Origin of the sequence: Streptomyces sp. NPDC093591, from assembly GCF_044764885.1 — a bacterium.
In the GTDB taxonomy this organism is placed as follows: Bacteria; Actinomycetota; Actinomycetes; order Streptomycetales; family Streptomycetaceae; genus Streptomyces.
In genome coordinates, this window is sequence record NZ_JBIWIY010000004.1 from 473,801 (window position 1) to 496,217 (window position 22,417).

General features: G+C 71.4%; 20 protein-coding genes. 9 read left to right on the forward strand and 11 right to left on the reverse strand.

Annotated features, from left to right (window positions below; translation table 11 throughout):
- Window positions 1-46: 46 nt before the first annotated feature.
- The 3 genes from ACIREI_RS11645 to ACIREI_RS11655 form a co-directional block, all read right to left on the reverse strand.
- On the reverse strand, window positions 47-2,182 hold the full coding sequence (locus ACIREI_RS11645; RefSeq protein ID WP_403330588.1) for a putative bifunctional diguanylate cyclase/phosphodiesterase: 2,136 nt from the start codon (window positions 2,180-2,182) through the stop codon (window positions 47-49).
- The gene (locus ACIREI_RS11650) at window positions 2,179-2,991 is read right to left on the reverse strand and encodes an SAM-dependent methyltransferase (RefSeq protein ID WP_403330591.1); all 813 of its coding nucleotides are present in this window, start codon (window positions 2,989-2,991) and stop codon (window positions 2,179-2,181) included. Before ACIREI_RS11650 ends, ACIREI_RS11645 begins: the two co-directional genes overlap by 4 nt.
- A 317-nt stretch (window positions 2,992-3,308) precedes the next feature.
- A complete protein-coding gene (locus tag ACIREI_RS11655) occupies window positions 3,309-4,298 on the reverse strand; it encodes an SCO0930 family lipoprotein (protein WP_403330594.1) in 990 nt (329 codons plus the stop codon).
- A 370-nt stretch (window positions 4,299-4,668) separates the two neighbouring features.
- Between ACIREI_RS11655 and ACIREI_RS11660 the strand changes: the two genes are divergently transcribed.
- The 3 genes from ACIREI_RS11660 to ACIREI_RS11670 all read left to right on the forward strand — a co-directional run bounded on the left by ACIREI_RS11660 (window position 4,669) and on the right by ACIREI_RS11670 (window position 6,757).
- Window positions 4,669-5,217: a hypothetical protein gene (locus ACIREI_RS11660; RefSeq protein WP_403330597.1), complete on the forward strand. Its 549-nt coding sequence runs from the start codon at window positions 4,669-4,671 to the stop codon at window positions 5,215-5,217.
- Window positions 5,218-5,232: 15 nt separating this feature from the next.
- Window positions 5,233-5,997, forward strand: a complete 765-nt coding sequence (locus ACIREI_RS11665; RefSeq protein ID WP_403330599.1) for a hypothetical protein — start codon at window positions 5,233-5,235, stop codon at window positions 5,995-5,997.
- 253 nt (window positions 5,998-6,250) lie between these two features.
- Window positions 6,251-6,757, forward strand: a complete 507-nt coding sequence (locus ACIREI_RS11670; protein WP_403330602.1) for a hypothetical protein — start codon at window positions 6,251-6,253, stop codon at window positions 6,755-6,757.
- A 99-nt stretch (window positions 6,758-6,856) separates the two neighbouring features.
- Here ACIREI_RS11670 and ACIREI_RS11675 read toward each other — a convergent pair whose 3' ends face one another.
- Entirely contained in the window at window positions 6,857-7,351 is a 495-nt protein-coding gene (locus ACIREI_RS11675) for a hypothetical protein (protein WP_403330605.1), read from the reverse strand.
- 331 nt (window positions 7,352-7,682) lie between these two features.
- Between ACIREI_RS11675 and ACIREI_RS11680 the strand changes: the two genes are divergently transcribed.
- Window positions 7,683-8,357: a class F sortase gene (locus ACIREI_RS11680; RefSeq protein WP_403330607.1), complete on the forward strand. Its 675-nt coding sequence runs from the start codon at window positions 7,683-7,685 to the stop codon at window positions 8,355-8,357.
- Window positions 8,358-8,386: 29 nt separating this feature from the next.
- Here ACIREI_RS11680 and ACIREI_RS11685 read toward each other — a convergent pair whose 3' ends face one another.
- The gene (locus tag ACIREI_RS11685; RefSeq protein WP_403330610.1) at window positions 8,387-9,235 is read right to left on the reverse strand and encodes a polysaccharide deacetylase family protein; all 849 of its coding nucleotides are present in this window, start codon (window positions 9,233-9,235) and stop codon (window positions 8,387-8,389) included.
- A 117-nt stretch (window positions 9,236-9,352) separates the two neighbouring features.
- Window positions 9,353-12,631 carry a bifunctional lysylphosphatidylglycerol synthetase/lysine--tRNA ligase LysX gene (lysX, locus tag ACIREI_RS11690; protein WP_403330613.1) on the reverse strand — a complete coding sequence of 1,093 codons (3,279 nt, stop codon included), beginning with the start codon at window positions 12,629-12,631 and terminating at the stop codon, window positions 9,353-9,355.
- Window positions 12,632-12,719: 88 nt separating this feature from the next.
- Here lysX and ACIREI_RS11695 point away from each other — a divergent pair, with 88 nt between their 5' ends.
- Window positions 12,720-13,181, forward strand: coding sequence for a universal stress protein (locus ACIREI_RS11695; protein WP_403330616.1), 462 nt, complete (start codon window positions 12,720-12,722; stop codon window positions 13,179-13,181).
- A 53-nt stretch (window positions 13,182-13,234) separates the two neighbouring features.
- Here ACIREI_RS11695 and ACIREI_RS11700 read toward each other — a convergent pair whose 3' ends face one another.
- Window positions 13,235-14,062, reverse strand: a complete 828-nt coding sequence (locus ACIREI_RS11700) for an alpha/beta fold hydrolase (protein WP_403330619.1) — start codon at window positions 14,060-14,062, stop codon at window positions 13,235-13,237.
- Window positions 14,063-14,119: 57 nt separating this feature from the next.
- Here ACIREI_RS11700 and ACIREI_RS11705 point away from each other — a divergent pair, with 57 nt between their 5' ends.
- Complete coding sequence (locus ACIREI_RS11705) at window positions 14,120-14,593, forward strand: MarR family winged helix-turn-helix transcriptional regulator (protein ID WP_403330622.1); 474 nt, start codon at window positions 14,120-14,122, stop codon at window positions 14,591-14,593.
- A 29-nt stretch (window positions 14,594-14,622) separates the two neighbouring features.
- Here ACIREI_RS11705 and ACIREI_RS11710 read toward each other — a convergent pair whose 3' ends face one another.
- Complete coding sequence (locus ACIREI_RS11710; RefSeq protein ID WP_403330625.1) at window positions 14,623-15,771, reverse strand: CapA family protein; 1,149 nt, start codon at window positions 15,769-15,771, stop codon at window positions 14,623-14,625.
- Window positions 15,772-15,982: 211 nt separating this feature from the next.
- Between ACIREI_RS11710 and ACIREI_RS11715 the strand changes: the two genes are divergently transcribed.
- The 3 genes from ACIREI_RS11715 (at window position 15,983) to ACIREI_RS11725 (ending at window position 17,988) form a co-directional block, all read left to right on the forward strand.
- Complete coding sequence (locus tag ACIREI_RS11715) at window positions 15,983-16,531, forward strand: sigma-70 family RNA polymerase sigma factor (protein ID WP_398810606.1); 549 nt, start codon at window positions 15,983-15,985, stop codon at window positions 16,529-16,531.
- Between the two features lie 136 nt (window positions 16,532-16,667).
- Entirely contained in the window at window positions 16,668-17,183 is a 516-nt protein-coding gene (locus ACIREI_RS11720) for a hypothetical protein (RefSeq protein ID WP_398810609.1), read from the forward strand.
- Between the two features lie 151 nt (window positions 17,184-17,334).
- A complete protein-coding gene (locus tag ACIREI_RS11725) occupies window positions 17,335-17,988 on the forward strand; it encodes a zf-HC2 domain-containing protein (RefSeq protein WP_403330629.1) in 654 nt (217 codons plus the stop codon).
- A gap of 2 nt (window positions 17,989-17,990) precedes the next feature.
- On the opposite strand, the gene ACIREI_RS11730 is transcribed toward ACIREI_RS11725, so the two are convergent.
- The 3 genes from ACIREI_RS11730 to ACIREI_RS11740 form a co-directional block, all read right to left on the reverse strand.
- Complete coding sequence (locus ACIREI_RS11730; RefSeq protein ID WP_403330632.1) at window positions 17,991-18,854, reverse strand: Fpg/Nei family DNA glycosylase; 864 nt, start codon at window positions 18,852-18,854, stop codon at window positions 17,991-17,993.
- Between the two features lie 70 nt (window positions 18,855-18,924).
- A complete protein-coding gene (locus ACIREI_RS11735; protein ID WP_403330635.1) occupies window positions 18,925-21,000 on the reverse strand; it encodes a SpoIIE family protein phosphatase in 2,076 nt (691 codons plus the stop codon).
- 89 nt (window positions 21,001-21,089) lie between these two features.
- Complete coding sequence (locus ACIREI_RS11740; RefSeq protein ID WP_403330637.1) at window positions 21,090-22,310, reverse strand: DUF6777 domain-containing protein; 1,221 nt, start codon at window positions 22,308-22,310, stop codon at window positions 21,090-21,092.
- Window positions 22,311-22,417 lie beyond the last annotated feature (107 nt).

The following is a 22,417-nucleotide window of genomic DNA, read 5'->3' on the forward strand; positions in this document are numbered from 1 at the left end:
CGCCCCTTACGGGGCGCCGCACCCCCTCGGAATGGAGAAGTCCGCCTCACCCCGTCGCGTCCACGAGAGCCAGTTCGTGCAGCCGCTCCGGCGGACCCGGCCTGGCGTAGTACCACCCCTGGGCCGTGTCGCAGCCCAGGATGCGCAGTTGTTCGGCCTGGGCGCCTGTTTCCACGCCCTCCACCGTCACCGCCAGGTCCAGGCTGTGGGCGAGGGACACGATGCCCTCGACGATCTTCAGGTCGACGGGGTCGGCCGGGAACTGCTGCATGCTCTGGGTGAAGGAGCGGTCCAGCTTGAGGACGCTCACCGGCAGCCGGCGCAGGTTGGCGAGGTTGGAGTAGCCGGTGCCGAAGTCGTCGAGGGCGATGTCGACGCCCATCTCGGCGAGGCGGCGCAGGGGCTTGAGCAGGTCGTCGTCGGCGCCGATGAGGGCCGACTCGGTGACCTCCAGGCAGAGGGCGTCCGGCGCCACGCCCGCGCGCTCCAGGATGTCCACCGTGTCCTGGACGAGTCCGGGGTGGGTGAGCTGGCAGGGCGAGAGGTTGACGTTGATGCGGAGCGGACCCGCGTCGTCGTGGCGTTCTCGCCACTCGCGCGCCTGACGCACCGACTGCTCCAGGACCCAGCGGCCGAGCGGAACGATCAGTCCCGTGTGCTCGGCGAGCGGGATGAACCGGTCCGGGCCGAGGATGCCGTGCTGCGGGTGCAGCCAGCGCACCAGGGCCTCGGCGCCGCGCACACTGCCGTCGCCGAGGTGGACCAGCGGCTGGTACTCGATGAAGAACTCGCCCCGGTCCAGGGCCGTCGGCAGCGCCGTGGTCAGCCCGTGCCGGGTGATGGCGCGGGCGTCGGCCTCCTCGTCGGCGAGCTCGAAGCGGTTGCCGCCCGCCGACTTGGCCCGGTACATGGTGATGTCCGCGCTGCGCAGGACCTCCGCCGGGCTGCGCTCCCCGGCCGGTCCTTCGACGATGCCGATGCTGCCGCGCACGGTCAGCTCCCGGCCGTCGACGCTGATCGGGGCGACCAGCGCGTTCATGATGCGGGCGGCGAGCTCGTCGACCTCGTGCTCGGTGTCGGGGCCGGTGGTCAGCGCCACGAACTCGTCGCCGCCGAGCCGCGCGACCATCTCGCCGGGCGCGGTGGCGCAGGACTGCAGCCGGTCGGCGACCTCGACGAGCAGCCGGTCGCCCGCCGCGTGGCCGAGGCTGTCGTTGACGGTCTTGAAGCCGTCCAGGTCGAGGTAGCACAGGCCGAACCGCTGGCCTTCCCCGGCGCCCAGTGCCTTCTCCAGGCGCTCGAAGAAGAAGGTGCGGTTGGGCAGGCCGGTCAGCGCGTCGTGGGTGGCCTCGTAGCGCAGCCGCAGGTTGAGCAGGCGCCGTTCGGTGGTGTCCTCCATCAGGGCCAGCTGGTACTGCGGGTTGCCGTCGGGGTCGCGTAGCAGGGAGACCGTGAGGTTGGTCCACAGGACCGTTCCGTCAGGCCGGTAGAAGGCCTTTTCGACGTGGTAGTGCTCCCGCTCGCCGCGGACGAGTTCGTCGTAGAGCTTCCAGGTCTGCGGCGCGTCCTCGGGGTGGGTCCACTCCATGACGTTGCGGCTGCGCAGTGCCTGCTCGGAGATGCCGAACATGCGCAGCAGGGCGCCGTTGACCTGGAGGATGTTGCCCGCGAGGTCGGCGATGCCGATTCCTATGGCCGCGCCTTCGAAGACCGCGCGGAAGCGGGCCTCGGTGGCGTGCAGCGCCTGCGCGACCACGCCCTGCGCCTTGAGGGCGGCCGCGGAGATCGCCTCCTGCTCGGCCAGCGTCCGCTCGCGCAGCGCCTGGGCGAACCCGGCGGCCATGGCGTGCTGGAGCCGCGCCGAGCGGGCACGCTGGTCCTCCTGGTCGCCTTCGGTGCCGCAGTACAGCACGAGGTAGGCGTCCACGCAGTCCAGCGAGCGGCTCAGCGCCTCGGGGTCCGTGCAGTGCGCGGTGACGAGCGCGGCGCCGACCGTCTTGCCCGCGTCCGCGTCGAAGGTCCTGGCCCTGAGCGCCTCACTCAACCGCCGGGCCAGCGGCAGCAGTTGCTCCTCGAACTCCGGCCGGGTCGACGACGTCGAGGTCACCGGGAAGACGGCCCGGCTCCAGATCGTCGCGAACCGGCGCAGTCTGTCCTCCGGCCCGTCCGGCCCCGCGCTCACGCCGTACGCCCCACGCCGGCGAACCCGGAGAAGGCATACGGATCCTCGTCCTCCGGTGCTGTGTCCGGCCGCCAGAGCGGCATCGGCACCAGTCCCGGTTCCACCATGTCGTACCCCTCGAAGAACCGCGCGATTCCGTCGCGCGAGCGCATGATCAGCGGGTTGCGAATGTCCTTGTATACGTCGACCGTGCCCTTGGCCCGCTCCTCGGGCAGCGGGATTCCCTCGTACGAGGCATGCGTGAGCACCAGCAGGCTGCCTGGCGCGAGCGCGTCGCGCAGCCGCGCCACCGCCTCGTACGGGTCGTCCTCGTCCTCCACGAAGTGCAGTATGGCAACGAGCAGCAGTGCCACTGGCCGGTTCAGGTCGATGAGGCTCTCGACCACGGAACTGCCCAGGATGTCCTGGGGCTTGCGCAGGTCCGCGGCGACGACGTCCGCGCCGTCGACGCCCTCCAGGACGGCCTGGCTGTGCGCGACGGCGACCGGGTCGTGGTCGACGTACACCACGCGAGCGGCGGGGTCGGCCGCCTGGGCCACCTCGTGGACGTTGCCGAACGTCGGAATGCCGGAGCCTATGTCCAGGAACTGGGTGATGCCCTCGTCGGCCGCGAAGCGCACCGCGCGGCGCATGAACGCCCGGTTGGCCTGCATGATCTTGGGGAGTCCCGGCATGAACTCCATGGCCTTGCGGGCCGCTTCCCGGTCGACCTCGAAGTTGTGCGAACCGCCCAGGTAGTAGTCGTAGATTCGCGAGACACTGGGCACCGAGATGTCGATGCTCCGTGGGGCCCAGGCGGGACGCTCCATCTATCTCTCCAAGGCGTAGGCGATCCGGTGTTCGAGCTGAGGCTACTGATCGCCTGCCAAAGGAGCGAGCGGAAACGGAAATTGACCATCCGTTCCCGGTCACTGCCAGCGGCACGTGCCGAATTGATGCCCCGCACACCCTCCGTCAAAAGCATCCGAAGCATTCCACAGAGCTGCGAACCGTGGCGAAAGAGACCGAAGAATCACGGTGAATGCTGGTGAATGACGACAAACCGGCCCGCCCCCTGTGCGTGAGGCTTCAGGGGGCGGACCGGTGGGCCGGCGTGCTGGGATCAACCCTGGGGAGGTGTGATCTTCTACTTCTCCGGCGCGCCGACCGGCTGGCCGTCGGGGCGGATGGCGAACCAAGTGCCGCCGACGCCCTGACCGTTGGTGTCTCCGGGCTTCTTGTCGTTCACGAACGTGTAGATGGGGACGCAGTCGATGGTCTGCTGCTTCAGCCCGTCGGGCCGGTCGAAGACCACGTAACCCTGGCCCCTCGGACCGGACCCCTTCAGATCGATGCCCTCGGTGTCCTCGGCGTCGACCGGCTCGATGACCGGCCACTTCTCCAGGCACTCGCCGGTGCAGGCCGTCTTCATCGGCCAGGGCGAGTCCTTCATGAAGCGGTAGACCGTGTGACCGTTCTTGTCGATCACGATCTCGCCGAGCTTGGGGTCCTTGCGGGTGGACAGACCGGGCAGGCCGGCCGCCTCGACACCGCCCTCCCCCTGCGCCTTCTTGCCGTCGGGGGCCAGCGCGTACCAAGTGCCGCCCACACCCTGGCCGTTGACGTCGCCCGCGTTGGTGTCCTTCGCATAGCGGTACACCGGCCAGTCGTCGACCGTCAGCTGCTTGGTGCCGTCGGAGCGGGTGACCGAACCCAGCAGCGCCTTGTCGATCCCGGCACCGGCCGTGGCGTCGTCCGCGGGGACCGGCGGCCACTTCTTCGCGCAGTCGCCGTCACAGTTGGACTTGGCCGGGTCCGCGGTGTCCTTGTCGAAGCGGTAGAGAGTCAGACCGGCGCTGTCGGTCAGCACCTCGCCGAGTTCCTGGTTGGTGGAAACGGACAGCTCACCGGCGGAGGCGGCCTGGGTGGCGGCGCTCTCCTGGCCCGCCGCACCGGGGTCGTATCCGGAACCGTTCCCAAGGCCGGTACCGGCGCTTCCGTAATCGCCGGCCGCGGCCGTGGCACCCACGTTCTGGCTGCTCGCCGGCGGCGCGGTCTCCGAGCCGCATGCCGTCGTCAGCGCCGCCACCGCCACGGCGCTCACCACGAGCGAGGCGCTCCGCCACGAGGTCTTCATCTTCAACTCCCCGATCATCACAAGGGTGTTGCAGCGCCCTGCTGCGCCGCCGCACGACAAGGGGTACGCACGAAAGCCATGGTCGTGTTCAACCGGCGCACAATTTTCTTTCGGAACGCTGCGCCAACACCCGCGTCCCTCCTGTGAACACAGGCCCCTCTCCCCCTGACACCCCCGTCTCGCGTCGCATGCGCGTGCGTCTCGGCGGTCACATCCGCGCCTGCCGGTCAAACCTTTCGGGGGCCTTGGGTCGCTCGTTCGGGGCAATCCGCCCGCGCTCGGGCCTGTGAATGCGCGCTCGGGCCTCAAGATCTTTGTCGTGTATGGACTCGAACCGACCCAATCCACCCTGGCGACAAGGGTGTTGACGGTGGTGACGCTGACCTGGCTCCTGGTGGCGGCACCGGCCGGTGTGGCGGTGGCCGACGTCTGCGCGTACGCCGACACCGGCCCGGACGGCACGAAGGCGGTGGCGGTCGTCGGAACCCTCACCTGGCCGACGCCCCCTCAGTGCCCGGCGCCGACCCCCACGCCCACGCCGACCCCCACACCCACACCCACCCCGACGCCGGACCCCACGCCCACGCCGCCCCCGAAGACCACACCCACCCCGAAACCCGAGCCTCCGCCGCCACCACCGCCTCCCCCGACCCCACCCCCGCCACCGCCCCCGGCCCCGGCTCCTCCGCCCGCTCCACCTCGCGCGCGGCCGGCCCCTGCACCGACACCCACCCCGACGCCCACGCCGAAGCCGTCGGTCAAGCCCACCCCGAGTCCGTCCATGGCCCCGGTGCACTACCCGCCCTACCGCGCCGTGCCGCACCGGCGGCCGGCGCACGACGCCCCGTCGCCCCTCACCTTCGTCCTGCTCATCGCGGCGCCCGCGATCGTCGCCGTCGCCGCACTGCGACCGCGCTGACCCTGGAGGCTTCTGTTGCCGGAATGGCTTGTTCTCACCCTCGCGATGCTGGCCGCCTGTGCGGTGGTGGTCATCATCACCCTCCTACGGCACCGCACGGCCCCCGAGGACGAGGATCCCTCCGAGACCCCGGACGTCATCGAGTACATGACGATGTGGATCGGTGTGGTGTACGCCATCGTCCTGGGCCTGGCCATCGCCGGCGTGTGGGAGGGCCGCAGCGCCGCCGAGGACCATGTGCAGGCGGAGGCCGTGGCGCTGCACGAGATCTCGGAACGCGTCCGGGTCTATCCGGCCGACATCCGTGACCGCATTCGGGACGATGTCAACGCCTATGTCGGACACGTCGTCACGACCGAGTGGAAGACGATGAGCGAGGACGGCCGTGTCACCGAACGCGGCACCGAGCTCCTGCAGCGCCTCCGCGAGGACGTCACCGACTACGAGCCGAGGTCGGACTTCGAGGCCCAGGCCTACCAGCCGCTCGTCGATCAGGTGACCGCCGCCGACCAGGCGCGCAACGCCCGCGCGAGCTCGACCGGTGAGACCATGCCGGGCGTGGTGTGGTTCGGGCTGATCGCCGGCGGCATCGTCACCATCGGGATGATCTTCGCCCTGCAGATCCGGCGCACGGCCCGCGAGCTGATCCTCGCCGGGCTGTTCTCCGCACTGATCGCCTTCCTGCTCTTCCTCATCTGGGACTTCGACGCCCCCTACAGCCGAGGGGTGACGGCGTCGGCGGAACCGTTCCTCGACCTCTTCCCGCACATCAAGGGCTGACAGGTGCTCACCTGACGGACCGACGGGGGACGCGGCGAGAGGCGGCACCGGCACTCGGTGGGCGACAGCCACGCCGCTCGCGTCCCCCGGTCGCGGGAACGCCGTCCCCTGAGCGGCCCACACTCTTGCCCCATTCGCACGACAGCGATCGCGCCGGTGTGCGCGCCTTTCTAGCGTTCCGGTCATCGAGGTGCATTTCCGGCGCAAGCGGAACAAGTCCGCGGCTGCTCCTCGGGGACCCGGAGGAAACACCATGCGCGCGATACGCATCGCTTCGGCCGCGCTGCTGGGCGTCAGCGCCCTTGCCATGGCCGCCCCCGCCGCCCAGGCGCGCGGCGACGCCTCGGGTTTCTGGGTCAACGTCCTGCCCACCACCGTCGCGCCCGGTGGCCAGGTCAAGCTGCGTGCGACCGGCTGCGACCAGAGCGTGGCCGTCTCCTCGGGGGTGTTCGACACGGTCACCATCCCCAGGGGGCGGACGACGACGAGGGTCACGGTCGACCGGGACGCCAGACCGGGGGCCGTGTACGAGGTGTCGTTCTACTGCGGCACCTTCTGGCAGAGCGTCGACCTCACCATCGCCGGCGGGCGGCCCGCGCCGATGGGTCCTCACCCGCAGCGTGGCGTGCACGCCGGTGAGGGTGGCAGCCTGGCCGGGCTGGACCTGAGGGAGATCGGCCTGGGCGGAGCGCTCATCGCGGCCTCGCTCGGGACGGCGTACCACCTGTCCCGGCGCCCCACCGGCGAGGACGACACCTGACGCCAGGACCCGAGCGCACAGGCCTTCGCCCCGGATCCCCTCGACGGGGGCCGGGGCGAAGGCCTGGGAACGTGCGGCATGTCTTCGGCGGGCAACAGCTCAGGTCCGCTTCTCCGCCCGGCGGCGCATCCAGAACACCCCGCCACCGATGACGGCCGCGGCAATGAGCCCACCTCCGATGGCCATGTCGGTCGGCGTCGCGCCGGTGGAGCTGCTGCCGCCGAGACCGCCACGCACGCCTCCGATGACGGTGAAGGCGTTCGGGTGGGTCAGCGGCCTGCCGGCGCCGGTGCAGGTGACCGTGATGCTGTGCGCACCCGGCCGCGCGTGTCTGTCGATGGTCGCGGTGCCCTTGGCCGTGCTGCCGCCCACCGGGGTCAGAGGCGTGGGCTTGAACGCGTCCGAGGTCGCGGTGCCGCCATGGGGGCAGCCGTCGACGGTGATGGTCAGCTGCCCGCCGCGGGCGATGACACTGGGCAGGGCGACGATATTGCTCGGGCCGATCATGCCGTCCCGAGCGGTGGCCGCCGGGGCGGCGAGTCCTAGGGCGGCGACCGCGGTGGCGGCGGCCGCCAGGGCACGAGTAGTTCGCATGTGATCCTCCGCGGAAGGCGCCCCGGGAACCGTCCCCGGTCGATCGACGAGAAAGCGCCTCCCAGAAAGACCCTCAGATGCCGTGCCCCGGGCCGCATTTCGGCGATGGTCCGTCCCGGTGAGAGAACACGCTGCCGCATAAGGCCACAATCGGATATTGCCGCAGGTCACGGACCGTCAGAATTTTCCTCCCGGCGGCAACTCGGATGGCGCACCGAAGGGAGTCGGGCCACCCGTTCGTATCCGCCCCGTCGCCGGTTGCACGCGCGGGACTTAGCGTTCTCGTATGCGCGAATGACGTGGCGACGGCTGCGTCGAGAGGGGAAGTCGAATGTCTGCGTCCGAACTGGCCGAACTGGCCGAAGAGGAGGAACGCCGGAAGAAGCGCGCTCCTTGGGGCGTGATAGCGCTGGTTCTGCTCACCGGCCTCGCACTCATTCGCAACGGTTCGGGGGAGTTCGACGTGGGACCGCCGCAGCCCGCGACGGCGGCCGCGGCGGACGGCGGGCGGGTGTCCGGCGGCATCTTCGCCGGCGCCGTGCGACCGCTGCCGTACGCCCTGCCGGACCGGGTCAGGATCCCCGGGATCCAGGTCGACGCGCCGGTGATCCCGGTCGGTCTGGACGTGGACGGCTGGGTGGGCGCGCCGCCACCGGAGGACCCGAACCTGGCGGGCTGGTTCACCGGCTCCGTCTCCCCCGGCGAGAAGGGCACGGCGGTGGTCGTCGGCCATGTCGACAACGCTCACGGCCCCGCCGTGTTCTACGGACTCGGGGGCCTGCAGAAAGGCAATCGCGTCGAAGTCGTCCGGCAGGACGGAAAGACGGCCGTTTTCGAGGTCTACGGCATCGAGGTGTTCCAGAAGAACGATTTCCCCGGCGACCGGGTCTACGGTTCCAAGGGCAGCCCCGAATTGCGAGTCATCACCTGCGGCGGCGGCTTCTCCAAGCAGAACGGATATGACGGGAACGTCGTCGCATTCGCCAGCCTGGTCGAGGTCCGCTGAGGTTTCCCCGGCCGGGCCGGCGAGAGCCGTCAGCGGTATTTCCGTTCGGGGACGGTGACGAAATAGCCGGAGTCCAGCAGCCGCGGCAGATAGGCGCGCAGTGCGCGAACGCTCTGGGAGCGGTCGCCCCCGGCGTCGTGCGAGAGCACCACGACGCCGGGTCCGGCGCCGTGCTCCACCCGGTCGACGATCGTGCGGGTGCCGGGGGTCATCCAGTCGAGGGTGTCGACGGTCCAGGCGAGCGGTTCCATGCCGAGCTCGGCGCCGAGTTGGAAGGTGGCGCGGTTCCAGGCGCCGTAGGGTGCGCGGAACCAGGCGGGGCGTTCGCCGTACGCCTCCTCGACGACATCGCAGGTGCGCTCCATCTCGGCGCGGATCCGGCCGCGGCTGAGGCGGGTGAGCAGCGGATGGGACCAGGTGTGGTTGCCGACGACATGGCCCTCGTCGGCCATCCGCGCCACGAGTCCCTTGTGGTCGGTGACCATCTCGCCGCACACGAAGAACATGGCGCGGACGTCGTACTCGCGCAGGGTGTCCAGGATGTGCGGGGTGTAACGGGGGTCGGGGCCGTCGTCGAAGGTCAGCACCATGGTGCGGCCCCGTCCGGACACCCGCAGGTACGGCGCCCGCCGTACGAGCGTACGGCGGGGCGCCGCGCGAGGCGGGCCGTACCCCGTCAGGGGTTCGAGGCGGTAGGCGGAGGGCTTGAGCGCGCGGTGCGCCGGTGGGCCCGCGGCGGGGGCGGCGGGCCGGACCGGCTCCTCGCCCGTGACCGTCGCGAACAGTCCGGCGGTGCCGGCGGCTCCGACGGCGGCGGCACCGGCGAGCAGCGCGCGGCGTCGCGTGAGCGGACGTGTGGGCGACTGATCCTTCGTCATGAATGATCAGTCGCCCGGTGAGGGACCGACGCACCACGGCGACACCGGGACGGCGGCAGGAAAACGCCCGACCGGCGCAGCTCCGGTTGCGTCCGCCCCGGAGCTTCTGACGGTGTGTCAGCGGCGGCGTACCAGGGGGAACGGCAGGGTCTCCCGGATCGTCAGGCCGGTGAGGAACATGACCAGCCGGTCGACGCCGAGGCCGAGGCCGCCGGTGGGCGGCATGGCGTATTCCAGGGCGTCGAGGAAGTCCTCGTCCAGCTCCATCGCCTCGGGGTCTCCGCCGGCGGCGAGCAGGGACTGGGCGGTGAGGCGGCGGCGCTGTTCGACGGGGTCGGTGAGTTCGGAGTAGGCGGTGCCGAGTTCGGTGCCGAAGGCGACGAGGTCCCAGCGCTCGGCGAGCCGGGGGTCCTCGCGGTGCTGCCGGGTGAGCGGGGAGACGTCGGTCGGGAAGTCCTTGTAGAAGGTGGGCAGCCGGGTCTTCTCCTCGACGAGGCGCTCGTACATCTCCAGCACGATGTCGCCGTGGCCGTCGTCGGCCGTGTACGGCACGCCCGCGCGGTCGCAGTGCCGGTGCAGCCTGAGCAGTTCCGTGCCGGGGTCGATCTCCTCCCCGAGCGCCTCGGAGATCGCGCCGTACACCGTCCTGACCGGCCACTGCCCGGAGATGTCGTACTCCTCGCCGTCCTTGCGGGCGACCGGTGAACCGAAGGCGGCGGTCGCGGCGCCCTGGATCAGCTCGCGGACGAGGTCGAGCATGTCGTCGTAGTCGGCGTACGCCTGGTAGGCCTCCAGCATGGTGAACTCGGGGTTGTGCTTGTGGTCGACGCCCTCGTTGCGGAAGGTGCGGCCCATCTCGAAGACCTTCTCCAGGCCGCCGACGCACAGCCGCTTCAGGTACAGCTCGGGGGCGATGCGCAGATAGAGGTCGAGGTCGTAGGCGTTGATGTGGGTGTGGAAGGGGCGGGCGTTGGCACCGCCGTGGATCTGCTGGAGCACCGGTGTCTCGACCTCCAGGTAGCCGCGCTCCAGCAGGCCCTGGCGCAGGGCCTGGACGGCGGTGGAGCGGGCGCGGACCACGTCGCGGGCGGCGGGGCTGGAGACCAGGTCGAGGTAGCGCATGCGCACCCTGGCCTCGGGGTCGGCGAGGCCGCGGCGTTTGTCGGGCAGGGGGCGCAGGCACTTGCCGAGGAGCTGCCAGGAGGTGACGAAGACGGTGGGCTCGCCCTTGTCGCTGACGCCGGCGAGGCCGGTGGCGGTGACGAGGTCGCCGATGTCGGTGTCGGCGGTGAAGCGGTCGAGGGCGGCGCCGGTGTCCCTGCGGGTGAGGGCGAGTTGGTGGTCGCCGGACCAGTCGCGCAGGACGGCGAAGACGAGGCCGCCGAAGTCGCGCACGAGCATGATCCGGCCGGCGACGGTGACGTGCTCGCCCGCCCGGACGTCGGTGAGGGCGTGGGTGCGGGCCGGGATGCCCACCGGGTAGGGGTCGATGCCGTCGGCGCGCAGCCGGTCGAGGGTGTGGTGCCGGATGCGGACCTGCTCGGGCAGGTCCGCATCCGGCCGGGCGGCCCCGGCCTCGTCCCCTCCGGCGAGGCCGAGCGCCGCCAGCGAGGGCAGTCCTTCGGTGGTCGCGGGACGCGGCCCGCCTCGCGGGTGCCCGTTTCTGCGGAGTTTGTGCAGCGAGGGTACGGAGACGAATCCCTCGGCGATGGCGGAGGCGAGGCCGATGCGGGCGAGGGAGGCGGCCTCGCCGTAGCAGAGGAAGCGGGGGAACCACTGCGGCCGGTACTTGGCGTTGGAGCGGTAGAGGGCCTCCAGTTGCCACCACTTGGAGAAGAACAGCAGCAGGCGTCGCCACAGCCGCAGCACAGGGCCGGCGCCGATGCGGGCGCCCTCCTCGAAGACCGACCGGAACACGGCGAAGTTCAGGGAGATCCTGCGGATGCCCATCTTCGGCGCCGCCGCGCACAGTTCGGCGACCATGAACTCCATGACGCCGTTGGGGGCGCCGCGGTCACGGCGCATCAGGTCCAGGGAGATGCCGTCCCTGCCCCAGGGCACGAAGGAGAGCAGGGCGAGCAGCTCGCCGTCCCCGCCGAGAGCCTCCACCAGGAGACAGTCGCCGTCGGCCGGGTCGCCGAGACGGTCCAGGGCCATGGAGAAGCCGCGTTCGGTCTCGGTGTCCCGCCAGTGGTCGGCCTTGTGGATCACCTCCTCCATCTCCGTCTCGGTGAGCATGGAGTGGCGGCGGATGCGGCAGTGGGCGCCGGTGCGGCGGACCCGGTGGACGGCCTGCCGGGTCACGCGCATGTCGCGGCCGTCGAGGTCGAAGTCCGGCACGTGCAGGATCGCCTCGTCGCCGAGTTGGAGGGCGCCGAGTCCGGCGCGCGCGTAGGCCGTGGCCCCGTCCTCGGAGGCGCCCATCGCGGCGGGCACCCAGGCGTGCCGGCGGGCCGCGCCCAGCCAGGCGGCGATGGCGTGCGGCCAGGCCTCCCGGTCGCCGACCGGGTCCCCGCCGGCGAGGCACACGCCGGCCTCGACGCGGTAGGTGACGGCGGCCTTGCCGCTGGGTGAGAAGACGACGGCCTTGTCGCGCCGGGTGGCGAAGTAGCCGAGGGAGTCCTGGTCGCCGTACGCCTTGATCAGGGCGCGGATGCGGGCCTCCTCGTCGTCGTGCAGGGCGGCCTCCATGCGCTGCGAGCGGAACAGCGTCGCGGCGGCGTTGAGGAGGGCGAGCGCGCCGAAGAAGCCGAGCAGGAAGTACAGGGGGCGAGGTGGCCGTCCGTCGTAGGAGGCGCCGGAGACGAGGCCGCCGCAGACCCGGTCGGCGGCCCACGCCAGTCGCTGGCCGCGCGGCAGTGTGCCGGGGAACAGCTCTACCAGCCCCCAGCCGACCAGGATCCCGACGGCGAGCCCGGCGAGCAGCACGGCCAGGGCCCGGCGTACGGCGGCGCGGCGGGAGGCGGCGTAGAACTCCCCCCGGGCGACGATCAGCAGGGTCAGGGCGAGGGCGCACACGACCAGGGACGGGACGGAGTCGGCGTACTCGCCGAGGGCCGTGCCGAGGAGGTCGGACAGGACCAGCAGGCCCAGGTAGACGACGACCAGCCACCAGGCGATCTTCTTGCGGGCGGCCGTCGCGGCGGCGAGCAGGAAGAGGAAGACCGCGTAGGCGAGGTTGGCGCTGACGGGGACGATGATCTGGTCGAGGGCGTCCACGACCGGGCGGAGCGCGGTGCGCAAGGGCGGGACGAGGGCCAGGAGGACGCAGAGCAGTCCGAGGGCACCGAAGAAGGTCGCGAAACCCTCCGGCACCCTGCTCAGGAGGCCGTCGCCGGGCGACCGTATCCGGCCCGTGGTGTCCTTGTCCGGGACGGCCTCCACGGTGGCACTCATGTTCCGACTGTAGGAAGCCCTGGGCCGCCTCGCCCGTCGAGCGCCCTGCCCGGCGGCCGGACCTGCGGTTTCCGATAGCCTCCGTGCCGTGACGGAACAGCACTCGCACCGGTTCGAGCGGGGCACGGACGGGCCGAAGGTCATCGTGGTCGGGGTGGACGGCTCCGACTCCTCACTGCGCGCGGCGGCCTACGCCGGCGGCCTCGCCCGACGGCAGCACGCGCTGCTCGCCGTCGTGTACGTGCAGCCGGTGATGACGGCGGGCGCGGCGCTCGGGGCACCGGTCGCGGAGACGACCGACGAGATCGCCGAGGACCTGATCGCCCAGATCCGGGACGCGACGGAGCGGGTCAAGGGGATATTCGACGTCCGCTGGGAGTTCCACACCTTCCACGGCGACCCCTACAACGGCCTGGTGAAGGCGGCAGACGACCTCAAGGCCGACGCCGTGGTGGTGGGCGCCTCGGAGCAGGCCGGGCACCGGATCGTCGGCTCCGTCGCGGTGCGGTTGGTCAAGGCGGGGCGGTGGCCGGTGACGGTGGTGCCGTAGGTCCGCCGTACAGGGCGGCCGGGCCGCCCGGCCAAGGGCTGAACCGACCGGCCTCAGAGAGTCCGCAGGAAGTCCACCAGGATCTCGTTGAAGACCTCGGGCCTCTCCAGGTTCGGGTAGTGCCCGGATTCCTCGATCGTCACCGAGCGGCCGTTCGGCACGGTTCGGACGACCCGCTCGGCCATCTCGATGCCGTCGGCCGCGTCGAGTGCGCCGTGGACGGCGAGGACGGGTACGTCGATCTTGGGCACCCGGCTCCAGGGGTCGTCGAGGGGCACGTGCCAGTCCGTCTCGCCAACGGTGTGTTTGGCGATCGTGTGCGTCGCCATCTCCCGCATCCTGCGCACGGCGTCGGGGTCGACCTCGTCGACGGCGCGATGTGGCCCTGAGACGTTCTTGGCGAAGGTCTCGATCCAGCCGGCGACGTCGCCCTCCCCCAGCAGGCGGGCCGACTCGGCGACGCGCTCCAGCGTCCACGGATCGGAGTACTCGAACGCGCTCGTCCCGGCGCCGTTGACGACCACCGCCCGCACCAGCTCGGGGTACTCCAGCACGGTGTCGGTGACGACCGCCGACCCCATGCACACACCGACCAGGACGGCGGGTCCGGCATCGAGATGGCGCAGCAGGTCGCCGAGGTCGTCGGCCCAGCGGAACGGCTTGCTCGCGTTGGCGGAGAAGCCGTGCCCGCGTACGTCGGTCGCGATCACGCGGTAGCCGGCGGAGGCCAGCGCCGGTATCTGGTCGTCGAAGACGCGGTGATCGACGAACCCGGGGTGCGCCAGGACCACGAGGTCCCCGGCACCGGTGTCGCGGTAGGCGAGGTCGCCGTCCGAGGAAGGGAAGAAACGCAGATCCGAAGCCGGCGTCGTTGTCATCATGACAACCAAGGTGTCATCTTCCGGCAAGTTTGGCAACCTAGGTGTCATGATGGCCTCGTGGACGACTCCGACAAGCCCCTCACCCCCGACGATCTCGGCGACCGGATCAGCGAGGTGTTCGACCTGATCGGCGCGCTCTACCGACGCGGCCTGCGCAAGCTCGAGCAGGGCGAGGAGATCGAGGGCGTGTCCGTCGGCGTGCGCTCCGTCCTGGTCCTGCTGCACAGGTACGGGCCCATGACGGTGCCCCAGATGGGCCGGCTCATGACGCTGACCCGGCAGTTCGTGCAGCGCATGGTCAACGAGGCGGCGGCCAGGGGCTGGGCCGAGTCCACCCCCAACCCCGCGCACCAGCGGTCCTCGCTGATCCGGATCACGGAGGAGGGCACGGCCGTCATCACCGCGATCCTCGCCCGCGAGCACGCCCTGAACCGGCAGGTCGGCGGCGATCTGACGGAGGACGAGCTGCGGGCTTGCGTACGCGTGCTGAAGGAGATGCTGAAGACCTTCGACCACGTGGACGCGGACTGACCGACCTGGGCTGACCGACGTGGCCCGGCCTACTCCCCCATGGTGAGCCCGTCCTTGGCCGCGCCCCGGCTCAGCACGATGTCCCGGATCCGGTCGCGTACACCCCGTAGTTCGGCGCCCTGTTCGAGCGCCCGGTTGAGGTTGATCACGCGGCCGGCGTCGATGTCGAACAGCTGCGGGATGAACTCGGCCTTCGACACCTCCCAGCGGCCGCCGGGCTCGTCGGGCGCGGTGAAGGTGAAGCGGCCGAGGGTGGACTGGTTGCCGCGCGGGTCCTGGACGCCCTGCTCGTTGTACATCGCGCCGGCGACCTGGTCACCCATGCCGTAGACCACCCAGGTGCCGTTGACCTTCTCGTACGCCTGCGGGACATGGGCGTGCGTACCGAGGATGAGGTCGATGGCGGGACGGTCACCGGCACGGGCGGCGGTGAGGTCGCGGGCGAGGGTCGTCTGCGTGCCGTCGGGCGCGTCCTGCCATTCGGTGCCCCAGTGCAGCGAGACGACGACCACGTCGGCGCCCGCCTTCCGGGCGGCGCGGGCGTCCGCCAGGATCTTGTTCTCGTCGATCAGGTTGACCGCCCAGGGCTGCCCGGGCGGCAGCGGGAAGCCGTTGACGCCGTACGTGTACGCGAGGTGCGCGACCTTGGCCGGGCCCGCGCGCATCACTCTCACGGTGCGCGCCTCCCCCTCGGTGCGTGCCGTCCCCGCGTGCCGCACGCGCGCCTCGTCGAGGGCGTTCAGGGTGCGCAGGATGCCGGCGGCGCCGTCGTCGAGGCTGTGGTCGGAGGCCGTGGAGCAGCCGTCGTAGCCGGTGGCGGCGATCCCCTTGGCCACCTGGGGCGGGGACCGGAAGGCCGGGTAGCCGGAGTACTGGCCGTCCGCGCCGTACACCGTCTCCATATGACACAGCGCCAGATCGGCGCGGGAGACGACGGGTTCGACGCCGGCGAACATCGGGCGGAAGTCGTAGCCGGAGCCGCGCGCGTCGAAGCGCGCCCGGTCGATGATCGACGTGTGCGGGAGGATGTCGCCGGAGGCGACGAGCGTGAAGCCGCGGGGGCCCTTGGCGGAGGCGCCCGGATGCCCCGGCGCCTTGTGGTCGTTGGCCTGGCAGGCGGCGCCCGCGGCGAGGGCGGCCGTCAGCGCGAGGGCCACGAGTCGACTGCGTGCAATCATCAGCTCACCCCGTGTGGTCGTATTACCCACCAATAGGTATGAAATGGGGCGGGCTCGCAAACAATCCGACCGCTTCCATTAGCCCGTCCGGCGCGCCCCGGCTAGGCGGAACGGACCGTTCGTCGTACCGTTCGCCGACGCGATCGACCGTCCGCCGCAGATCCGTGTGTGTGCTCTGTCCCACAACGGCCGCCTGCGATGCCATACGGCCATGACGGCCGGAACCACCCTCACGAACGGGACGACGACCGCCGAGCACGAGCTCGCCGCGCTGCAGCGCGAGCACGGCCGGCCCCTCTTCGCGCTGCTGCTCCGGCTCTGCGACGGCGACCGGCAGCGCGCCGAGGACCTCGTGCAGGAGACGCTGGTGCGCGCCTGGCAGCATCCCGAGGCCCTGCGCGCCGACGACTTCGACTCCGTACGGCCCTGGCTGCTGACCGTCGGGCGGCGGCTCGCGATCGACGCGCGACGGGCCCGGCAGGCGCGGCCGCCGGAGGTCGGGGACGCGATCCTGGAGAACGCGCGCGTGATCTCCGACCACGCCGAGCGCGCCGCGGAGATGCTCGATGTCCGCGAGGCTGTGAAGACACTCACTCCGGAGCACCGTGAAGTCCTGGTGCTCGTGTACTTCCAAGGGGCGAGTGTTGCGGAGGCCGCGGAAACCCTGGGGATTCCGCCCGGTACGGTGAAGTCCCGCGCGTACTATGCGCTGCGCGCCCTGCGCAGGGTGCTTCCGGGATACGCGGCCGACCTGCGGTGAAACCAATGGCTGAGTCAAACCTCCGTAAAGCGCCTTGCTGAACACCCCGGTTGAGTAATCGGCTGTCCTCATCCGTGTTCCGGATCGGGGCCCGGGGTCGTCGGGCGACGCACTCACCGGAGGAAGGCAGGAAGGGATGCTGCACAGAGGTCAAGAGAGCACGGACGGCACCGGCGGCGGTGAACTCACCGTCCCCATGGCGTGGTTGTACGCCGAGTACATCGCCGACGAGCTGCTGCGGACCGGCGATCTCATGCCGCCGACGTCATTCGAGTTCCGCGCCGGGCGCGATGCCCTGGCGCTGACCATCTTCCTGTCCGACACCGACGGCGAACTCTCCGGCATCCGGGTCGTCTCCCAGCTGGAGACCTGGTTGTCGCTGACGGCGTACGACCAGCCGTGGCAGGACTGGGTGCGCGAGCGCATGGCGGGACTGGCGGCCGAGGCGGTGGAGTCCGGCGGGCCCGCGCCCGACCTGGAGCTGGCCGAGGCGGCCTGGCGCTGGCTGCAGGAGACCGAGCTGCTCGCGCCCGATCTGAACGCGGTGCCGGGCGGCGGTGCGCTGGTCGGAGAGGACGAGGGGCCGAAGGTGTGGACCCCCGCATGGCAGCTGGGACTGCCGCTCGGGCACCTCGCCATCCATCTTTTCTAAGTTCTTTTCTCCTCGGACCAATCCTCGTCCCGGGCGGCTCCGAATCATTCGGTTGCGATTCTGTGCGTGGCTTGAGTGATTCGACTGCCTGGTGCGTACCAGTGGGCGCAAGGAGTAACCCACCCCGCACCCAACGGCACGAGGATTCGGCATGAGGTCCCTGGAGAGGCATCGCGACGTCGCCGCGTACGCGCTCGGCGTGCTGAACGAGGCGGAGGCGTTCCGCTTCGAGGACCACCTCATGGAGTGCCCCCGCTGCGCGGCACACGTGACCGAGTTCGGGCCCGTCACCCGCCAGTTGATGCTGTACCGGCGGTCCACACCGCAGTTCGTGCACCCCATGGCCAAGCCGGGCCCGCAGCTGCTGAACCGGCTGCTGGAGACGGTGGCGGCCCGCCACCGCGCCCGGCGCCGGCGCACCCTGTACGCCGTGGCCGCCTCGGTGGTGATCGCCCTCGCCGGGCCCGGGGTCGCGATGATGGCGAGCGGCGACGAAGGCGCGCTTCGGGTCGTCGAGGCGACCGACGCGCGGTCGGGTGTGTGGGCGCAGGTCACGACCGAGAACGAGGCCTACGGCAGCCAGGTGGAGCTGAAGGTGAAGGACGCGTCGGGTCGGCGCCCCTGCCATCTGATCGCCATCGGCCGGGACGGCTCGGAGGAGACCGTGACCAGTTGGCACGGCTCCGACCACGATGCCCGCGCGAACACCATGCGGGGCGCCTCGACCATGCACTCCGACGAGATCGTCCGCTACGAGGTCAGAACGGCGGGCGGCGAGCACCTGGTGACGCTCCAGCCGCGGTGAGGCTACTTCAGCAGCCGCGACAGTCTCCGGTCCGCCAGTGGTTTCCCGCCCGTCTGGCAGGTCGGGCAGTACTGGAGCGAGGAGTCGCTGAAGGAGACCTCGCGGATGGTGTCGCCGCACACCGGACACGGTTCACCGGTGCGGCCGTGGACGCGCAGGCCGCTCTTCTTCTCGGCCTTCAGGCGCCCGGCCGCCAGCCCGCGCGAGCGCTCGACCGCCTCGGTGAGGGTCGTCCGCAGGGCCTCGTACAGTCTTGCCGTCTCCTCGGGTGTCAGTGACGACGCCAGTTTGAAGGGGGACATCTTCGCCGCGTGCAGGATCTCGTCACTGTAGGCGTTGCCGACCCCCGCGATGAGGCTCTGGTCGCGCAGGGCGCCCTTGATCTGGCGGCGCTCGTCCTTCAGCAGGGCCGCGAGCCGCGTCTCGTCGAAGTCGGCGGCGAGAGGGTCCGGGCCCAGCCGGGCCACGCCCGCGACCTGCCGCGGGTCCTGGACGACGTACACCGCGAGGCGCTTTTGGGTGCCCGCCTCCGTCAGGTCGAAGCCCGCGCCGGTCTCCAGGGCCACGCGCAGCGCGAGCGGGCCCTTGCCGGGGCGGGGCATGCCGCTGGGGAGCTCGTCCTTCCAGTGGAGCCAGCCGGCGCGGGCCAGGTGGGTCACCAGATGCGGGCCGTCCCCCGTGGCGAGGTCCAGGAACTTGCCGTAGCGGTGCACGGCCGTGACCTCGTGGCCCTCGACGGCGGTGACCGGCGGGTCGTACGTCTTCAGGACGCTGATCGCGACGGGCAGCACGCGGACGATCTCATGGCCGACCAGGTTCTCGGTCAGGAAGTCCTTGAGCGCTTCGACCTCGGGCAGTTCCGGCATAGGTCCAGAGTGCCACCCGGGACCGACAACGCCAGGTGGGCCGCTCGGGCGCCTCGCTCGCGTACGGCGGTCAGAGCCGCTCGGGCACCACGAACTCGCACCACACCGCCTTGCCGCCGCCCCGGGCCTCCACGCCCCACACGTCCGTGAGCAGGTCGACGAGGAGCAGGCCGCGCCCGGAGACGCCCGACTCCCCCGCCTCGCGGCGGCGTGGCAGGGCGCTGGAGGAGTCCTCGACCTCGACGCGCAGGCGGCGTTCGGAGCCGGTCAGGACCCGCAGGGTGACGATGGCGGAGCCCTCGGTGTGCATCAGGGCGTTGGTGATCAGTTCGTCTGCGACCAGCTCGACCTCGTCGGCCCGGTCGACCGCGCCCCAGGCGCGCACGGCGGCGCGGATCATGTGCCGGGCTCCGGTGAGGGCCTCGGGGTCGCCGGGGGCGACATGCTGCTGGAGGCGGCCGCCGGACTGCGGTGCGCCCAGGACGCGGCGGCGGAGCAGGAGCAGGGCCACGTCGTCGTCGCCGCCGCGTTCCTCGGCCACGTCGATGAGGCGGTCGGCGAGGTCGCGTACGTCGTCCGGCCCGGTGGCGATGAGCGCGGTGAGGGTCCGCATGCCGTCGTCGAGGTCGGCGCCGGGCTGTTCGACGAGGCCGTCGGTGCACAGCAGCAGGGTGTGGTCGGAGTCCAGCTCGATGGTGCCGACCGGGTATTCGAGCCGGCCGAACTCCGCGGACAGGCCGAGCGGCAGCCCGCCCTCGACCGGGACGCGACGGCAGGCGCCGCCGGGCTCCCTGATCAGCGGGTCGATGTGGCCGGCCCGGACCACCTGCACGACTCCGGTGGACAGGTCGGCCTCCGCGTACAGGCAGGTCGCGAAGCGGTCGGTGTCCAGCTCGTGCAGGAAGACGGAGGCGCGGGCCATCACCGTGGCCGGGGTGTGCCCCTCGGCGGCGTAGGCGCGCAGGACGATGCGCAGTTGGCCCATGACGGCGGCGGCGTGCGTGTCATGCCCCTGGACGTCGCCGATGACGGCGCCGACGCGGCCGCCCGGCAGCGGGATCAGGTCGTACCAGTCGCCGCCGATGTCCCGGCCTAGGGAGCCGGAGCGGTAGCGGACGGCGATGTCGGCGCCGGGCACGCTGGGGATGGTGCGCGGCAGCATGGCCTGCTGCAGACCGGTGGCGAGGTCTTTCTCCTGCTCGTAGAACATGGCCCGCTGCAGGCTCTGCGCGATGCTGCTGCCGAGGGCGACGAGCACGTTGCGGTCCTCGGTGGAGAAGCCGCCGCGGTCGCTGTAGAGCAGGCCGATGGCGCCGATCGGCCGGGCCTGGGCGATCAGTGGCAGATAGGCGGCGGCCGTGATGTTCAGGTCGGTGATGTGCGGCCAGAGGACGGGGTAGCGGTCCGCGAACTCCTCCGGCGACTCGATGAAGCGCGGGCTGAGGGTCCGCACGACCTCGCTCATCGGGTACTGCTCGTCTATTCGGGTGACCAGGGTCCCGGGCACGAAGCTGCCCACGGGGCCCTCGGCGACCAGCCGGATCCGGCCGGCCTCGACCAGGCCCATGACGAGGCTGGTGGCGCCGAGGTTGCTCAGGCCGTGGGTGTCCTTGAGGACGTCGATGACGTCCTGGACGGTCCGGGCGTGCGCGAGGGCGGCCGTGGTGAGCTGGACGACGTTGGTCTGCTGCCGGCGGGCCTCGTCCTCGGCCGCCTGCTCGCGCCGCTCCTCGCTCTCGGCGAGTTCGTCGGTGGCGTCGCGCACGATGCCGATGATGCGGCGCGGGCGGCCCGTCTCGTCGCGGCGGATGTAGCCCTGGGTGTGGGTCCAGCGCAGCGCGCCGTCGCGGCAGCGGATGCGGAAGTAGGCGCCGTAGTTCTCGCTGCCGTCCTTCATGGCCTGGGAGACCAGGCCGTCCAGCCGGTAGGCCTCGGGGGGCGGCACGCGGATCGCCAGGGTCGCGGGGTGTCCGTCGTATTCGTCGGGGCGCAGGTCGAAGACCTCGTGGGCCTGGGCGTCCATGTGGAACAGACCGGTGTCCAGGTCCCAGTCGAAACTGCCCATGCGGTTGAGCGCCAGGATCGGATCCGGGTGGGCGGGCCAGTCGTCCGGGAGTGACAGGGCGCTCGCTCCCCGATCAACCATGGGGCCACCTTGCCAGGGTTTGCCGGAATCTTCGACTGGGACGACGGAACTGCCTGCGCCCAGGGGCAGGACGTCGCCCCTGCCCACGGTCAGCCGTCGAAGATGCCCGTGGGGCTGCCGAAGATGCTGTCGGTGGTGTCCGGGCCGTCGGGTGCCGGCCGGCTGCCGTCGGGCACGTCGGGGGCATCAGGGGCGGTCTCCCGCTGGGCGTCCCGGGAGTCCGGGGAACTCGGGGAGGTGTCCGGTGCCGTCGGGGAGACGGAGGGGGTCGACTCCTCGGCGGACTCCGCGGGCACGGAGGGCTCCGGTGACGCGGGCGTACGGTCGGGGTCGGCCTTCGGGGGCGACGCCGTGACGGTGGCCGAGGGGCAGTCGGCGGGAGCGGTCCTCGGCAGCGGGTCGGTGGCGCCGGGGTTGGGGGTGACGGTGACCGTCGGGGTCGCGCAGTCGGTCGGCGACTTGGGCGAGGGGGGCGCGCTGCTCTCGCCGGGCGAGGTGCTGGAAGCGCTGTCGTGCGGGGGTGGGACCGGGGTCGGAGTCACCGGTTTCGGCGGCCGTACGGCATGGTCGCGGTCGTGGCCACGATGACCGGTCGGCCGTTCGATCCAGGTGTGGTCGGCGAGGTCGATGATCGTGATGTCGGTGATCAGCCGTGTCGTGGGGGTCACCACGATCACCTGGTCCGGCCGGTATCCGGACCAGGCCCGGCCGCCGGTGCCGGGTCCGCCCCGCAGGCCGACGGGCGGGGCGAGCGGATTTCCGCAGGCGCAGCGGACACGCGGCACACCGCGGCTGTCGACGAGGACGGCGGTTCCCGCCTGCAGGACGGACTGGAAACCCTTCCCCATGCCGTCGCGGTACCCGTGGTTGGTGACCCGGGTGTCGGCGCGCAGCACGACCGAGGTCAGTGCGCGCAGATAGCCCGGGATCGACGCCTGGGGGACGCCCGCGGCCTGGGCGAAGACACGGCCCCTGGCCCGGTCGGCGGTGAGCCGGTCGATCTGCCGCTGAACATCACAGCTGCCGGCGCCCCGGGTACCGCCGTACAGGCCGGGCGTCTCGCCGGACAGAGTCCGGAGCCCGGCCCGGCCCGGGTGCGCCGGCCTCGGCGTCCGGGTGACCGGCGACGGGGTGACGGTCGAGGTCGCCGTGGAGTCCATGAAGGGGTCCGGCCCCTGGGCCGCCGCGGGCTGGAGGAGGACTTCCCCGCTCGATTCCGGGTCCTCGTCGCCTGCGCCGCAGCCGGCGACGGCGAGGGCCGCCGAAAGCGTGCAGGCCGTGGCGATGGTTCGGGTGGGTGTCCGCACCATGTCCTCCCGCCTGTTGTCGGGCGTTTCATCCCCCTTGCCTGCACCATTGTCTGCTTCACTCACTTGGGTTACGCAAACGGAGAAGTTGTATACACAGAGTCACCGGG

What these genes read in the sequence shown, in the direction of transcription:
- ACIREI_RS11650 (WP_403330591.1), bottom strand. Translation starts at nt 2,991, where the DNA reads ATGGAGCGTCCCGCCTGGGCCCCACGGAGCATCGACATCTCGGTGCCC.
- ACIREI_RS11655 (WP_403330594.1), bottom strand. Translation starts at nt 4,298, where the DNA reads ATGAAGACCTCGTGGCGGAGCGCCTCGCTCGTGGTGAGCGCCGTGGCG.
- ACIREI_RS11670 (WP_403330602.1), top strand. Translation starts at nt 6,251, where the DNA reads ATGCGCGCGATACGCATCGCTTCGGCCGCGCTGCTGGGCGTCAGCGCC.
- ACIREI_RS11675 (WP_403330605.1), bottom strand. Translation starts at nt 7,351, where the DNA reads ATGCGAACTACTCGTGCCCTGGCGGCCGCCGCCACCGCGGTCGCCGCC.
- ACIREI_RS11680 (WP_403330607.1), top strand. Translation starts at nt 7,683, where the DNA reads ATGTCTGCGTCCGAACTGGCCGAACTGGCCGAAGAGGAGGAACGCCGG.
- ACIREI_RS11685 (WP_403330610.1), bottom strand. Translation starts at nt 9,235, where the DNA reads ATGACGAAGGATCAGTCGCCCACACGTCCGCTCACGCGACGCCGCGCG.
- lysX (WP_403330613.1), bottom strand. Translation starts at nt 12,631, where the DNA reads ATGAGTGCCACCGTGGAGGCCGTCCCGGACAAGGACACCACGGGCCGG.
- ACIREI_RS11700 (WP_403330619.1), bottom strand. Translation starts at nt 14,062, where the DNA reads ATGATGACAACGACGCCGGCTTCGGATCTGCGTTTCTTCCCTTCCTCG.
- ACIREI_RS11710 (WP_403330625.1), bottom strand. Translation starts at nt 15,771, where the DNA reads ATGATTGCACGCAGTCGACTCGTGGCCCTCGCGCTGACGGCCGCCCTC.
- ACIREI_RS11715 (WP_398810606.1), top strand. Translation starts at nt 15,983, where the DNA reads ATGACGGCCGGAACCACCCTCACGAACGGGACGACGACCGCCGAGCAC.
- ACIREI_RS11720 (WP_398810609.1), top strand. Translation starts at nt 16,668, where the DNA reads ATGCTGCACAGAGGTCAAGAGAGCACGGACGGCACCGGCGGCGGTGAA.
- ACIREI_RS11725 (WP_403330629.1), top strand. Translation starts at nt 17,335, where the DNA reads ATGAGGTCCCTGGAGAGGCATCGCGACGTCGCCGCGTACGCGCTCGGC.
- ACIREI_RS11730 (WP_403330632.1), bottom strand. Translation starts at nt 18,854, where the DNA reads ATGCCGGAACTGCCCGAGGTCGAAGCGCTCAAGGACTTCCTGACCGAG.
- ACIREI_RS11735 (WP_403330635.1), bottom strand. Translation starts at nt 21,000, where the DNA reads ATGGTTGATCGGGGAGCGAGCGCCCTGTCACTCCCGGACGACTGGCCC.
- ACIREI_RS11740 (WP_403330637.1), bottom strand. Translation starts at nt 22,310, where the DNA reads ATGGTGCGGACACCCACCCGAACCATCGCCACGGCCTGCACGCTTTCG.